Genomic DNA, 14,557 nt, shown 5'->3' with positions numbered 1-14,557 from the left:
CAATGACCCCCGAATCCCCCGTCCCCTACCGCCTCACGCGCGTCGGGGTGGTGATGACCCCCGAGCCCGGCAACGCCGACGAGGCCGAGGGCGTGCTCAACCCGGCATCCGGTCGCGGCCGCGACGGCCAGCTGTACCTGCTGCCCCGCCTGGTCGCGGAGGGCAACGTCTCGCGCGTCGGCATCGCCCGCGTCGTGATCGAAGACGGCGTGCCCGTCTCGGTCGAGCGCGAGGGCATCGTGCTGCAGCCCGATCGCGGGTGGGAGCGCGGCGTCGGCAACGCCGGCACCGAAGACCCCCGCACCACGTGGATCGAGGCGCTGGGCCTGCACGTGATGACCTACGTCGCCTACGGCCCGCTCGGACCCCGCACGGCCGTCGCCGTGTCGGAGGATCTGCGCGAGTGGAAGCGGCTGGGGCCGGCGATGTTCCGCTACCAGGACGATCTCGACATGGACCTCAACCTCTTCCACAACAAGGACACGGTCTTCTTCCCCGAGCCGGTCACGGCGCCCGACGGCACCGAGTCGCTCGCGGTGCTGCACCGCCCGATGTGGGACCTCGGCGAGACGAAGCCCGGCCAGGGCGTGCGCGTGCCGGCCGGGATCGAAGACCAGCGGCAGTCGATCTGGATCAGCTACGTGGCCCTCGAGGCCGTCCGCGACGACCTCTCCGCGCTCGCGCTCTGGGGACAGCACCGCTTCGTCGCGGGGCCGCAGTACCCCTTCGAAGAGGTCAAGATCGGTGGCGGTCCGCCGCCGCTGCGCATCCCCGAGGGGTGGCTCGTGCTGCACCACGGGGTGACCGGCGTGATGGACAGCGCCTTCTCGCAGCAGCAGAAGGTCAACTACGCCGCGGGGGCCCTGATCCTGGATGCCGCTGACCCCAGCCGCGTGATCGCGCGCACGCCCGAGCCGCTCCTGGCTCCCGAGACCGACGACGAGCGCAGCGGCATCGTGCCCAACGTCGTGTTCCCGACCGCGATCGAGGAGATCGACGGTCGTCACTTCGTGTTCTACGGCATGGCCGACTCGAAGATCGGCGTCGCCCTGCTCGAGCGCACCGACTGAGTACGGCGCGGCTCCGGCCCTCGCGGGTCCCCTGACGGGACCGTGTCGGCCGGGGTCGCGCACCCGACCCCTCGAAAGGATCCCCCTCCCCATGAACGCACGATGGAGTGCGCGAATGACGGCCGTGCTGGGCGTCGCCGCCCTCGCCGTCCCGCTGACCACCGCCGGAGCCGCCGCGCCCCAGGCGCTCGGGGTGCCCGCCGCCACGGCATCCGGTGCTCTGACCAACCTCGACCACCTCGACTTCCTGCTCGACGAGGCGACGCCGCCCGCCGACGTGGCCGGTCACTCGACCTACCGACAGGCCGAGGAACCCACGATCCTCGCGCCGTGGACCTACGCCGACGCCCGCGACGGCGGCACGTTCCAACGCGTGGGCGGCGGTCCTCTCGACCCCGCGACCGGCGACTGGGGCCAGGGCGCCTTCAACGCCGACGACAACACCCGCGCGGCCGTCGTCTACACCCGGCACTGGGAGCTCACCGGCGACCCCGACAGCCGGCAGAAGGCGTACGAGCTGCTGCGCACCGTCGCGTACCACCAGACGACCGAGGGTCCCTCCGCCGGCAACGTCGTGCTGTGGATGCAGCCCGACGGAGAACTCAACCCCTCGGCAGAACCCGTCGAGCTGCCCGACCCCTCCGACTCGGGACCCAGCTACTGGACAGCCCGCACCGTGTGGGCCCTCGGCGAGGGCTACGCGGCGTTCGCCGACGACGACCCGGCGTTCGCCTCGTTCCTCAAGGACCGCCTCGCCCTCTCGCGCGGCGCCATCGAACGCGACGCGCTGTCGAAGTACGGGCAGTACGTCGAGTCCGACGGCAAGAAGGTGCCGGCGTGGCTGATCGTCGACGGGGCGGATGCCACGGCGGAAGCGGTCCTCGGACTCACGGCGGCCGTGCGCGCCGGTGACGACACCTCCGCCACCGCGGCCCGTCAGCTCGCGGAGGGCGTGGCCGCCATGGCATCCGGGAACACCCGCCACTGGCCGTACGGCGCCGTCCTGCCGTGGGCCCAATCGCCCGCGATGTGGCACGCGTGGGGCTCGCAGATGCCCGCAGCGCTCGCCGAGGCCGGCGACCTTTTCGGCGACGACGCGCTGGTGAAACCGGCGATAGCGGATGCCACGGGCTTCACCACGACGCTGCTCACCGCCGGCGGGCCCGACAACGGGTGGTTCCCGAGCCCCACCGACCGCGTGCAGATCGCCTACGGCGCCGACTCGCGCGTGCAGTCGCTGCTCGCGCTCGCCGACACGACGGGATCGGCCGCATTCGCCGAGCTCGCGGGCATGCAGGCCGCCTGGTTCTTCGGAACCAATCACGCCGGGGCGCAGATGTACGACCCCGCGACCGGCGTCACTTACGACGGCCTGCAACCCGACGGCACGGTCAACCGCAACAGCGGAGCCGAGTCGACCATCCACGGTCTGCTCACCGCGCTCGCGCTCGACGCCCACCCCGCGGTGGCGGAGCGGGCGACGGCCCTGACCGCGGTCGAGAGCCGCGTGGGACTGTCGTACGTCGAGGCCGAAGACGCCGTGCGCACCGACGGCACCGTGTTCACTCCGGAGTCGTCGTGGACGGGGGAGTCGAGCTGGTCGGGCGACGGTCTGACACTGGAAGCACGTCAGAGCGCCACCTGGGACATCGGCCCCTCCGACACCGGACGTTGGATCGAACCCGTCGTGTGGACCGAGCCGGGTGAGAAGTCGCAGTCGACCTGGCGAGGCGGCGGCGCGCTGAAGATCACCGGACCCGAACAGGGCATCTCACCGACGCCGGGCGCTCTGCTGCCGTACGCGCTCACGGCGCCCGCCGCGGGCAAAGGTTCTCAGGTCGACGTGAAGGTGCAGAAGGGCGAGCTCACGCTCGACGGACTGATCGTCCGGCCCTGGATCTCGCGCCTCGTGCTGGGTGGAGACGCTCGCAGCGAGCTCGTGCACTCGAGCGCGGTGGCGCCGCAGCGCGCCGGCATCGGTGCCGCGGGAGTGTCGTCGACCGTGTCGGTCTACGACGCTTCGGGCGCGCTGGTGCGCAGCACGTCGACGAGCGGAACCGTGACCGTGGTCGTGCCCCCGGGTGGATTCGCGATCGCCCAGGGGTGAGTGCATCGGATCGGCCGGGTCCTTCGGGGCGCGGCCGATCCGCTGCGCTGGGTTGCTGCGCCGTAGGGCCGGCGGCCTCGGGGCGTGCCCGTCAGCCGCGTCACGGCCGTGTCCGATTTCCGCCAGCCGATGTCGGAGGTCGATGGCAGGCTGGATGCCATGACCACCACCGCTGCCGCCGTTTCCGGCTTCGCCGAGCGCTACCGCGTCATCCAGTCGCGCGATCGCCGGTTCGACGGCCAATTCGTCACGGCGGTGAGCTCGACCGGCATCTACTGTCGCCCGAGCTGCCCCGCACGCACCCCGAAAGAGCAGAACGTCACGTTCTACGCGACCTCCGCGGCCGCGCACGAGGCCGGTTATCGGGCCTGCAAGAGGTGCTTGCCCGAGGCGGCGCCCGGGTCGCCGCTGTGGGACGTGCGCGGCGACGTCGTCGCGCGGGCGATGCGCCTGATCGCCGACGGGGTGGTCGACCGCGAAGGTGTGCCAGGCCTCGCCCAGCGCCTGGGCTACTCGTCACGTCACCTCACTCGACTGCTGCAGGCCGAACTCGGCGCCGGGCCTCTCGCGCTGGCTCGGGCGCACCGTGCGCATACCGCCAGAGCTTTGCTGGTGGGCACCGACCTCTCGTCGGCCGACGTGGCGTTCTCGGCGGGCTTCTCGAGCGTGCGGCAGTTCACCGACACGATCGGCGAGGTGTTCGGCATGCCCCCGCGCGAGCTGCGCGCCCGCCGGCCGCATTCCTCGGGCGTCGAGGCCGCCGCGGGCGAGATCGACCTCGCGCTGCCGGTGCGCGGGCCGATCGACACGGTCGGGCTGTTCGGGTGGATGCGCGCGCACGCCATCCCCGAGGTCGAGGTGAGTGGCGACGCCTCCTTCGCGCGCGTCGTGCGCCTCCCCGGCGGACCCGCGTGGTTCGAGGTGCGCCTGGCCGACGACGGGCGCCTCCGCCTGCGGGCCCGACTGTCGGCGCTCGCCGATCTCGGCACCCTCATCTCCCGCGTGCGGCGCCTGTTCGACCTCGACGCCGACCCTCTCGCGATCGACGAAGCGCTCGCCCGACATCCGCAGCTGGCGCCCGCCGTCGCCGCCATCCCCGGCGTGCGGGTGCCCGGCGCGATCGACGCCGACGAGATGCTGCTGCGCGCGATGATCGGCCAGCAGATCAGCGTGGCCTCCGCCCGCACCATGCAGGGCCGTCTGACCGCTGCGTTGGGGGAGCAGGTCGGCGTCGGCCCCGAACCCATGACGCTGTTCCCGACGCCCGCCGCGATCGCGGAGCGCGGGCTCGAGGTCCTTCGGGGTCCGGCCGCCCGCATGCGCGCGATCGTCGAAGCGGCCGAAGCGCTCGCCGACGGCAGCCTGACTCTCGGCTTCGGTGACGACGGGGCCGACCAGCGCGCGCGGTTGCTGGCGCGACGGGGGATCGGACCCTGGACCGCCGACTACGTGCGCATGCGCGTGCTCGGCGACCCCGACGTGCTGCTGCCCGGCGACGTCGCGGCGCGCGCCGGTGCCGCGGCACTCGGGCTGCCCTCCGACCCCGCGGGCTTCACCGAATGGTCCGAACGCTTGTCGCCCTGGCGTAGCTACGCCATGGCGCACTACTGGTACGCCGCCCCCGTCACCCAGGCGTGGAGGTCGCCCGCAGAGACCGCGGCGGCCGTCGTGGCCCGACCCCGGGGTGCGCGCGCCCGACGTGCCGCCGATGTGGCGGCATCCGCCGTCATCGCCGGCCGCCCCGATCCCTCAACCCGCCCCTCGACCGGAAGCGAGACCCCCGAATGACCACCGCGATCCTCGAACTCGTCGACACCCCCGACGGTCCCTTCGCGATCCTTGCCGACGAGGCCGATCGCGTGATCGTCTCGGGGTGGACGGACGACACCGACGCCGTGCTCGCGAGGCTGCGGCCCGAGCGGCGGCCAGAGCGCGTCGTGAGCGGCGGCACGGGGGCCGCCCCTGCCGTTCGGGCGTACTACGACGGCGACCTCGCCGCGATCGACACCGTCGCCGTCGCGCAGACCGGCACGCCCCTGCAGCGAGCGGGGTGGCAGGCGCTGCGCACCATCACCCCCGGCGCACCGCTGACGTACACCGGCTTCGCGGCCGCCCTCGGCTCGCCGGCCGCGGTGCGCGCCGCGGCCTCGATCTGCGCGCGAAACGCCGTGGCGCTGTTCGTCCCCTGCCACCGCGTGCTCCGCGGAGACGGGACGCTCGGCGGGTTCGCGTGGGGCACGGGGGTGAAGCAGAGCCTGCTGGCGCGCGAATCGGCGGCCTGACCGGGTGCGGGAGGTGGCTGAGCTTGTCGAAGCCACCGGGTGACTGCGGTTCCGGTCCCGGGTGTGGGAGGTGGCTGAGCTTGTCGAAGCCACCGGGTGGGACCGCGGGTTCCGGTCCGGTCGACGGGCTCAGGGGCCTGGGTCGGTGGGACCGCGGGTTCCGGTCCCTCCGACGGGCTCAGGGACCTGGGCCGGGAGGACCGCGGGTTCCGGTCCTTTCGACAGCCTCAGGGACCTGGGTGGGGGCCGGGAGGTGTCGGGTCGCATCAGCCGCAAGAAATCCTTGCCCTCAGCAATCTCTCAGGGATACTCTGGAGGGCTGCCGTCCCCCCGGCGGAAGCTACACCAACTGAGGAGGATTCCATGGACCAGATCGACGCCCCCGTCGCCCCGGCCGCCGCATCCTCCGTCGCTGCGCGCCCCGGCCGACGCTCCTAGGGCCCCGCGCCGCGCTCACGCGCGACCGCTACGCCTCGACCGACGCTCTTCGTCGCGCCTCCCGGCTCCCTCTCCGCGCCCGATCCCGGCGCCCGCTCCGACCCCACGAGGATCATGACCACCTCAACGCCTCCGCAACGCCTCTCCACTCCGCGCGCGCTCGCGCGCCTTCTGCCGATCGCGCGGCCGGTTCTGCCGCGCCTCATCGCCGGTGCCGTCACCGCCCTCATCGCGAGCCTCCTCGCCCTGGCGATCCCGCTCCTGCTCGAGCAGATCGTCGCAGGCCCCATCGCCTCGCTCGACGCCGGAGCCCTCGTATGGGGCTCGCTCGCCGTGCTCGGCCTGGGCCTCGCCGAAGCCGCCATGGTGTGGCTCCGCCGGTGGTTCGTGCTCTCGCCGGCCACCAAGGTCGAGTACGACCTGCGCCAGTCGTTCTACTCGCGTCTCCAGCGCCTGCCCGTCGCCTTCCACGACCGGTGGCAGTCGGGGCAGCTCCTCTCGCGCATGATGCAGGACATCAGCATGCTGCGTCGTTGGCTCGCCTTCGGCGTGATCCTGCTCGTGGTCAACATGCTGACCATCGCCATCGGCGCGGTGCTGCTGTTCCGCTGGCACTGGCTGCTCGGCGCGTTGTTCCTCGTCACCTCCGCTCCGGTCATCTACGTGGGCTTCCGCTTCGAGAAGCGCTACGGCGCGCTGACGCGTCAGAGCCAAGACCAGGCGGGCGACCTGGCCACCAGCGTCGAAGAGAGCGTCCACGGCATCCGGGTGCTCAAGGCCTTCGGTCGCGGCAAGCACGCTCTGCAGAAGTTCACCCGCCAGGCCGAGTCGCTGCGCGAGACCGAGATCGACAAGGCCCGCGCGATCGGGTGGATCTGGTTCTGGCTCGTGCTGCTGCCCGACATCGCGTTCGCCGTATGCCTCGGCGCCGGCATCGTGCTGACCCAGCTCGGTCAACTGCAGGTCGCCGAGCTCGTGGCGTTCTTCGCGATGGCGACCGTGCTGCGGTGGCCGATGGAGTCGATCGGGTTCCTGTTCTCGTTCCTGCTCGACGCGCGCACCGCCACCGACCGCATCTTCGAGGTCTTCGACGAGCAGAACACCATCGTCGACCCCGAGAACCCCCGCACCATCGCGGAGCCGCGCGGCGAGCTGACGTTCGAGGGGGCGCGCTTCCGCTACCAGGACTCCGCCGGCACCGAGCCCGACCTGCTGAACGGTATCGACCTCGTGCTGCGTCCGGGCGAGACGATGGCGCTGGTCGGCCTCACCGGCTCGGGCAAGACCACGCTCACCACGCTGCCCGGGCGCCTGTACGACGTGACCGGCGGTCGCGTGCTGATCGACGGCGTCGACGTGCGCGACCTGACGCTCGCCGAACTGCGGCGCCACGTCGGCATGGCCTTCGAAGACGCCACGCTGTTCTCGCAGACCGTGCGCGACAACGTGCTGCTCGGTCGCGAGGACCTCACCCCCGGCTCGCCCGAGGCCGAGGAGATCTTGCGCGAAGCGCTGCAGGTCGCGCAGGCGCACTTCGTGTACGACCTGCCCGACGGCCTCGACACGGTCATCGGCGAAGAGGGCCTGAGCCTCTCGGGCGGCCAGCGGCAGCGCCTGGCGCTCGCGCGCGCGGTCGCGGCCCGCCCCGCCGTGCTCGTTCTCGACGACCCGCTGTCGGCGCTCGACGTCGACACCGAGGCCCTGGTCGAAGACGCGCTGCGCGAGGTGCTCAGCGAGACGACCGCCCTCGTCGTGGCGCACCGTCCCTCGACGGTCACGCTCGCCGACCGGGTGGCTCTGCTCGAAGACGGTCGCATCACCGCCGTCGGCACGCACTCCGACCTGCTCCGCGAGAGCGACCACTACCGCTACGTCATCTCGAGCCTCGAAGAGGCCGAGCGCGAAGCCCGCACGGGCGCGATCGATGTGATCCCGTCCGACGACGACGTCCTCACCGAGAAGGAGGCGACCCGATGAGCACCTCCACCGTCTCCGGGACGAGCGGCGAAGACCGCTCCGACTACACGCGCGACGAGAGCCGCGCGATCCGTCAGCGTTCGCTGCGCCTTCTCGGCTCGCTCGTCTCACCGCTGCGCTGGCAGCTCGTGCTCGCCGGCGCGGTGCTCGTCGTCTCGACCGCTCTGCGGGTCGCGGGCCCGGCGCTGATCGCGTACGGCATCGACAACGCCCTGCCGGCCGTCATCGAGCGCAGCGACTGGATGCCGACCTACGGCGTCGTCATCGTGTACCTGCTCGCGGGCATCGGCGGCGCCGTGCTCATCGGCTGGTACGTCGTCGTGGCCGCGCGCCTCACGCAGGCCGTCATGCTCGATCTGCGCAAGCGGATCTTCCTGCACACGCAGCGGTTGAGCCTCGAGTTCCACGAGTCCTACACCTCGGGGCGCATCATCTCGCGGCAGACGAGCGACCTCGACACGATCCGCGAGCTGCTCGACGGCGGCCTCAACGAGCTGGTGTCGGGCGTGCTCTACGGCCTGTTCACCCTCGCGGCACTGTTCCTGATCGACTGGCAGTCCGGGCTGATCCTCACCGTCATGGGCATTCCCATGTACTTCCTCATGCGCTGGTTCTACTCGCGCTCGCAGGTGATCTACCGGGAGTCGCGCGTGATCAGCGCGCAGGTGATCGTGAAGTTCGTCGAGACGATGACCGGCATCCGGGCGGTCAAGGCGTTCCGCAAGGAGCCGCGAAACGATGCGGAGTTCGGCAAGCTCGCCGGCGACTACCGCGACGTGAACATGCGCTCGATCAAGCTGTTCGGAACCTTCGAGCCGGGCATCATGGGCATCGCCGCCGTCTCGGTCGCGGTGGTGCTGCTGTGGGGCGGCGGACGCGTGATCGCGGGGCCGCTCGAGATCGGTGTGCTCACCGCCGCGGTGCTGTACGTCCGCAACTTCTTCTCGCCGCTGCAGGAGGTCGCGTTCTTCCTGAACTCCTACCAGTCGGCGACGGCCGCGCTCGAGAAGGTGTCGGGCGTGCTCGAGGAGCAGCCGACGGTTCCCGACCCGACCGACCCGGTCGACCTGTGGACCGCTCGAGGCCACGTGAGCTTCGACGACGTCACGTTCGGGTACTCCGACGACCGCGTCATCCTGCCGCACTTCTCCCTCGACATCCCCGCCGGGAAGACCATCGCCCTCGTCGGCACGACCGGCGCGGGCAAGTCGACGTTGGCCAAGCTCGTGTCGCGGTTCTACGACCCGACGAAGGGCGCCGTGACGCTCGATGACGTCGACCTGCGGCGTCTGCACCCGAAAGACCTGCGTCGCGCGATCGTCATGGTCACGCAGGAGGCCTACCTGTTCAGCGGGACCGTGGCCGACAACATCGCCCTCGGAAAGCCGGATGCCACGATGGACGAGATCCGTGCGGCGGCTCGCGCCGTGGGTGCCGACGCCTTCATCTCGAAGCTGCCCGACGGCTACGACACCGACGTGAACAAGCGCGGTGGCCGTGTCTCAGCGGGTCAGCGTCAGTTGATCTCGTTCGCGCGCGCGTTCCTCGCCGACCCGGCGGTGCTGATCCTCGACGAGGCCACGGCCTCGCTCGACATCCCCAGCGAGCGGCAGATCCAGGACGCCTTGCAGACGTTGCTCGCCGACCGCACGGCGATCATCATCGCCCACCGCCTGTCGACGGTCGCGATCGCCGATCGGGTGCTGGTGATGGAGCACGGTCGCATCATCGAAGACGACACTCCGGCCGCGCTCATCGCCGGGACCGGCAAGTTCGCCCAGCTCCACGCCGCCTGGCGCGAGTCGCTGGTCTAGCCCGCCCCGCGGGAACACGGATGCCACGCTGCCCTCGGGAGCGTGGCATCCGTCTTTCCGTCGACACCCGTTCGCTGCCCGGTGCCGTTCGCGACCGGTCAGCCGCTCACAACGCGCGGTCCCGCGCCCCGCCCGGATCTTCGAGCCTCAGCCGATCACACCCGCGCGCGAGCGATGACCTCGCCGTAGGCCGTCTCGCCGACCGGTTCGAAGCCGACGCGCTGGAAGAACGCCTCGGGACCACCGACACCGGGTTCGTAGATCACGTCGACGTGGTCCATGCCGCGACCGCGGGCCTCTTCGAGGACGGCGGCGATCGCGTAGCTTCCGACGCCGCGGCCCTGCTCGTCGGCGTCGACGTTGATGCGCCACAGCACCGACTGGAAGTGCTCCTCGTGAGCGTCACGATCGAAGTTGGCGCTGACGAAGCCGACGACCTCGTCGCCGTCGAGGACCACGCGTTGCCAGGTCGTCTGCGGGTTGCTCACCGTGGCGGCGACCCCATAGCTCACGGGCGCGAGGAACTGTTCCTGTCCGGGCTTGAGCGAGAGCGTGTTGACGGCCACGATCGTGGCGGCGGACAGTTCGACGAGACGCAGGTCAGCCATGCGCTCAGGCTACCGGCACGCCCGCCCCGCCCCCAAAGATCGCATACCGACGCATGCTCTTGCCGAGGGGGGGAGCAGGGGCAGAAGGCGAGGGCGGATGCTGAGAACTATCTCGACATCAAGAGACTTTGCCCGCGTGCGATAGGCTGAATCGCAACCCTGGCCGCCTCTACGGAGAGATCTGACGTGCCCGATTCCACCATCATTTACACGTACACCGACGAGGCGCCGGCACTTGCCACCGCGTCGTTCCTGCCCATCGTGCAGGCCGTCACGAAGCAGGCGGGTGTCGACGTCGAAACCCGCGACATCTCGCTCGCCGGCCGCATCCTCGCGGCCTTCCCGCAGCGACTCACGCCCGAGCAGCAGGTCGGCGATGCGCTCGCCGAGCTCGGCGGACTCGCCACGCTGCCCGAGGCGAACATCATCAAGCTGCCGAACATCTCGGCATCCATCCCGCAGCTGAAGGCCGCGATCGCGGAGCTCCAGTCGCAGGGCTACGACATCCCCGACTACCCCGATGAGGCGTCGAGCGTCGAAGACAAGGACGTGCGCGCGCGCTACGACCGCATCAAGGGCTCCGCCGTGAACCCGGTGCTGCGCGAGGGCAACAGCGACCGCCGCGCCCCGCTCGCGGTGAAGAACTACGCGAAGAAGCACCCCCACCGCAACAAGGCATTCGCAGACGGTTCGAAGACCCGCGTCGCAACCCTCGGTCATGACGACTTCCGTTCGAACGAGAAGTCGGTCGTGCTCGGCGACGACGACGTGCTCACGATCCAGCACGTGGCCGCCGACGGCTCCACCACGACGCTGAAGGAGGGCCTCAAGGTCCTTCAGGGTGAGATCGTGGATGCCACCTTCCTCTCGGCCGCCGCCCTCGACGCGTTCCTCGCCGACACCCTCGCCCAGGCGAAGGCCGACGACGTGCTCTACTCGGTGCACCTGAAGGCCACGATGATGAAGGTCAGCGACCCGATCATCTTCGGCCACGTCGTGAAGGCCTTCTTCGCCGACGTGTTCGACCGTCACGGCGACGCCCTCGCCGCCGCCGGCCTGACCCCCAACGACGGCCTCGGCTCGATCCTCGCCGGGCTGTCCACCGTTGAGGGTGGCGACGCCATCGCCTCCGAGATTCGCGACGCCCTGGCATCCGGCCCCCGCCTGTCGTACGTCAACAGCGACAAGGGCATCACCAACCTGCACGTGCCCTCCGACGTGATCGTCGACGCGTCGATGCCCGCGCTCATCCGCAACGGCGGCAAGCTCTGGGGCGCCGACGGGGGAGAAGACGACACCCTCGCCGTCATCCCCGACTCCTCGTACGCCGGCGTCTACCAGGCGACCATCGAAGACGTCATCGCCAACGGCCCGCTCGACCCGGCCACCATCGGCTCGGTCCCGAACGTCGGTCTGATGGCCCAGGCGGCCGAGGAGTACGGCAGCCACGACAAGACGTTCGAGATCGCCGCTCCCGGCCGCGTGCAGGTCGTCGCCTCGAACGGCGACGTGCTGCTCGAGCACGAGGTCAACACCGGCGACATCTGGCGCGCGACGCAGACCAAAGACGTCGCGGTGCGCGACTGGGTGAAGCTCGCCGTCACCCGCGCCCGCGCCACCGGTGTTCCGGCCGTGTTCTGGCTCGACGAGACCCGTGCGCACGACCGCAACCTCATCGCCAAGGTGCACGAGTACCTCGCCGACCACGACACCGAAGGCCTCACGATCGAGATCCTCGCCCCCGCCGAGGCGACGACCTACTCGCTCGAGCGCATCCGCCGCGGGGAGGACACGATCTCGGTCACCGGCAACGTGCTGCGCGATTACCTCACCGACCTGTTCCCGATCCTCGAGGTGGGCACGAGCGCCAAGATGCTCTCGATCGTCCCGCTGCTCGCGGGCGGCGGCCTGTTCGAGACCGGCGCCGGCGGCTCGGCTCCCAAGCACGTGCAGCAGCTCGTCGAGGAGGACTACCTCCGCTGGGACTCGCTCGGTGAGTTCTTCGCCCTCGCGGCCTCGCTCGAGCACCTCGCCGACACCACGGGCAACGAGCGGGCCCGCGTGCTCGCGCAGACCCTCGACGCCGCGACCGGCACGTTCCTCGAGAACGACAAGTCGCCCGGCCGTGCCCTCGGCACGATCGACAACCGCGGCAGCCACTTCTACCTCGCCCTGTACTGGGCGCAGGAGCTGGCGGAGCAGTCGACGGATGCCGACCTGGCCCAGGTCTTCGCCCCGGTCGCCGAGAAGCTGGCCGCGGAGGAGCAGACGATCGTCGCCGAGCTCAACGCCGTCCAGGGTCACCATGCCGAGATCGGCGGCTACTACCGCCCGAACGCGGAGCTCGTCGAGAAGGTCATGCGCCCCTCGGCCACGCTGAACGCCGTGGTCGACGCCCTGCGCTGATCCCGAAGCCCGGAGGGGGCGGATGCCACACGGCATCCGCCCCTTCTGCGTTCCCGGGCCGCGGCTCGGCTTCGTCGGCGCGGCACAACTCCTGCAATCCGCGGTTCTCGGGCGCCGCGGAGGGCACGGTCGGGACATAGTGCAGGAGTTGTGCGCGCTGGGGCCCCGGAAGCGGAGTGTCAGGGCGGGTTGCCGGGCGGAAGTCCTGCGTTGTGTCGCGGCGGGGCGACGCAGCGCTCCAAGACGCTGTCGCGCCAAGACGCCGGCCCGCCAGGTCGCTGTCCCGCCGGGACCCCGGCCCGCCGGGGCGAAAGACAGAGGGGCGGATGCCGAAGCATCCACCCCTCTCAGAAGCATCCGGGTTCAGTAGTGAACCGAGACCTCCGTGCCGCGGTAGGCCCAGTCGTAGAGCTCCTTGGCCTGCGCGATGGTCATGTTGATGCAGCCGTGGCTCATCGGCGTCCCGAAGTTGTTGTGCCAGTAGGTGCCGTGGAAGCCCTCGTCGCCGTTGAAGTACGACACCCAGGGGACGTCCTTGGTGCAGTAGTCGTAGCCGGGGACGCAGCCCATGTCCTGCATCGCGGTCTTCCAGCCGATGCGGAAGTTCCCCGTGTGCGTCGCGTGCTCGCCGGCGCCCGACGAGATCGTGTAGGTGCGGTACACCTGACCGTTCTGCCACAGCGTGGTGGTCTGCGTGCTGAGGTTGACGTCGATCCGGCGCTCGGTCTTGGTGGTGTCGAACGGCGTCTCGGTGACGTTGAGTGCGTAGCGCCCGTTGCCGTCGGCGAGCTGCGTCGCGAAGGCCGCGGCGATGCCGGCGGTATCGCCGAGCGCGCGACCGGTCTGGCCCTCGGTGAGGGTGTGGATGACCTCTCCGCCGGTGTCGACGATCACGTCGGCGTTGACGGCGCCGCGGTCGACCGTGCCGGTCAGGCCGTCGACAACCGTCTGGATGGCGGTCTGGTCGGCCGAGATGGCGAAGTCGCCCGTGCCGTCGGGGGTGACGGTGAGCCACGAGGCGGCGGTGGCGCGATCGACAGGGACGGTGCGCTCGTCGCCGACGTAGAAGCCGGCCGAGTCGAGGATGCCGTTGAGGGTCGCGACGGCGGCGCCGGCCTCGTCGGTCGAGACGGGGGCCTCGACGGGAACGAGGGTCGCGTCGACCGTGGTGCTGCTCTCACCGGAGTCGAAGGCCGACTGCAGGGCGGCGGCGACGGTGGCGACGTCGATGCCCTCGCCCGCTTCGGCGGGGGTGGCGACGTAGGCCTGCGAGCCCGCGTCGTAGGCGACGGTGGCGTCGACGGGCGCGCGGTACGCGCCGGGAGCCTTGTCGCGCAGGGCGGCGGTGGCGGCGGACTCGTCGATCTGGACGGCGACACCGGCTCCCTCGGGGAACCACGCGGCCGGCTTCCACATGGGGTTGTCGGCGAAGGCCTTGTCGGCCAGGGCGGCGGCGTCGACCGTCGCGCCGAGGTCGGCTCCGGTGACGGTGACCTCTCCGGCGGGGCTCTCGACGACGACGGCGGTCTCGGCCAAGCGGTTCGAGATCGCCTGGGCGGCTGCACCGGCGGTGAGGCCCCCGATCTGCACGCCGGCGACCGAAGCGCCGGGGGCGATCAGCACGAGAGAGGCCGCGATGAGGGCCACGGCCGTCGCACCGGCGGGAATACCGATCCACAGGCCGGAGCGGTTCTTGCGCGTCGTGGGCTCGGGCGGAGCCCAAGCGTAGGTCGCGCCGTCGGTGCCAGGTGCGCCGTCGGTCATGAGTCAAACCCCCCGGAAGTCAGTCTTCCCATGCTAAAGCCGCGCCCTGCGCATCACCCCCGAGCAATATCACGGTCTGATCACGCCGGTG

Annotated in this window: 9 protein-coding genes; 7 read left to right on the top strand and 2 right to left on the bottom strand. The window is 70.9% G+C overall.

All coding sequences use genetic code 11. The features are described 5' to 3' along the window. Nucleotides 1-2: 2 nt before the first annotated feature. The 6 genes from M3667_RS03095 (at nt 3) to M3667_RS03070 (ending at nt 9,688) form a co-directional block, all read left to right on the top strand. Nucleotides 3-1,070, top strand: coding sequence for a glycosidase (locus tag M3667_RS03095; RefSeq protein ID WP_251504764.1), 1,068 nt, complete (start codon nt 3-5; stop codon nt 1,068-1,070). A gap of 91 nt (nt 1,071-1,161) precedes the next feature. Further along, nucleotides 1,162-3,177, top strand: a complete 2,016-nt coding sequence (locus tag M3667_RS03090; RefSeq protein ID WP_251504762.1) for a hypothetical protein — start codon at nt 1,162-1,164, stop codon at nt 3,175-3,177. Nucleotides 3,178-3,336: 159 nt separating this feature from the next. Further along, nucleotides 3,337-4,965, top strand: coding sequence for an AlkA N-terminal domain-containing protein (locus M3667_RS03085; protein ID WP_251504760.1), 1,629 nt, complete (start codon nt 3,337-3,339; stop codon nt 4,963-4,965). Next, the gene (locus tag M3667_RS03080; RefSeq protein ID WP_251504758.1) at nt 4,962-5,459 is read left to right on the top strand and encodes a methylated-DNA--[protein]-cysteine S-methyltransferase; all 498 of its coding nucleotides are present in this window, start codon (nt 4,962-4,964) and stop codon (nt 5,457-5,459) included. The genes M3667_RS03085 and M3667_RS03080 overlap by 4 nt, the downstream gene beginning before the upstream one ends. Before the next feature lie 552 nt (nt 5,460-6,011). Then, nucleotides 6,012-7,874 carry an ABC transporter ATP-binding protein gene (locus tag M3667_RS03075; RefSeq protein WP_251504756.1) on the top strand — a complete coding sequence of 621 codons (1,863 nt, stop codon included), beginning with the start codon at nt 6,012-6,014 and terminating at the stop codon, nt 7,872-7,874. Further along, nucleotides 7,871-9,688, top strand: coding sequence for an ABC transporter ATP-binding protein (locus M3667_RS03070; RefSeq protein WP_251504754.1), 1,818 nt, complete (start codon nt 7,871-7,873; stop codon nt 9,686-9,688). The genes M3667_RS03075 and M3667_RS03070 overlap by 4 nt, the downstream gene beginning before the upstream one ends. A gap of 155 nt (nt 9,689-9,843) precedes the next feature. Here the strand turns inward: M3667_RS03070 and M3667_RS03065 are convergent, their stop codons facing one another. Then, the gene (locus tag M3667_RS03065; RefSeq protein WP_144782529.1) at nt 9,844-10,296 is read right to left on the bottom strand and encodes a GNAT family N-acetyltransferase; all 453 of its coding nucleotides are present in this window, start codon (nt 10,294-10,296) and stop codon (nt 9,844-9,846) included. A gap of 186 nt (nt 10,297-10,482) precedes the next feature. On the opposite strand from M3667_RS03065, the gene M3667_RS03060 reads away from it, so the two are divergent. Beyond that, on the top strand, nt 10,483-12,702 hold the full coding sequence (locus M3667_RS03060) for an NADP-dependent isocitrate dehydrogenase (protein ID WP_251504752.1): 2,220 nt from the start codon (nt 10,483-10,485) through the stop codon (nt 12,700-12,702). A 363-nt stretch (nt 12,703-13,065) separates the two neighbouring features. On the opposite strand, the gene M3667_RS03055 is transcribed toward M3667_RS03060, so the two are convergent. Continuing rightward, on the bottom strand, nt 13,066-14,466 hold the full coding sequence (locus M3667_RS03055) for a L,D-transpeptidase family protein (protein ID WP_251504750.1): 1,401 nt from the start codon (nt 14,464-14,466) through the stop codon (nt 13,066-13,068). Nucleotides 14,467-14,557 lie beyond the last annotated feature (91 nt).

The sequence above is a fragment of the Microbacterium sp. P26 genome (genome assembly GCF_023712585.1).
In the GTDB taxonomy this organism is placed as follows: domain Bacteria; phylum Actinomycetota; class Actinomycetes; order Actinomycetales; family Microbacteriaceae; genus Microbacterium; species Microbacterium algihabitans_A.
This window is presented reverse-complemented; position numbering and strand designations above follow the sequence as displayed.

Coding starts and splice junctions, on each gene's coding strand:
- M3667_RS03090 (WP_251504762.1), top strand. CDS start 1,162: ATGAACGCACGATGGAGTGCGCGAATGACGGCCGTGCTGGGCGTCGCC.
- M3667_RS03055 (WP_251504750.1), bottom strand. CDS start 14,466: ATGACCGACGGCGCACCTGGCACCGACGGCGCGACCTACGCTTGGGCT.
- M3667_RS03065 (WP_144782529.1), bottom strand. CDS start 10,296: ATGGCTGACCTGCGTCTCGTCGAACTGTCCGCCGCCACGATCGTGGCC.
- M3667_RS03085 (WP_251504760.1), top strand. CDS start 3,337: ATGACCACCACCGCTGCCGCCGTTTCCGGCTTCGCCGAGCGCTACCGC.
- M3667_RS03075 (WP_251504756.1), top strand. CDS start 6,012: ATGACCACCTCAACGCCTCCGCAACGCCTCTCCACTCCGCGCGCGCTC.
- M3667_RS03080 (WP_251504758.1), top strand. CDS start 4,962: ATGACCACCGCGATCCTCGAACTCGTCGACACCCCCGACGGTCCCTTC.
- M3667_RS03095 (WP_251504764.1), top strand. CDS start 3: ATGACCCCCGAATCCCCCGTCCCCTACCGCCTCACGCGCGTCGGGGTG.
- M3667_RS03070 (WP_251504754.1), top strand. CDS start 7,871: ATGAGCACCTCCACCGTCTCCGGGACGAGCGGCGAAGACCGCTCCGAC.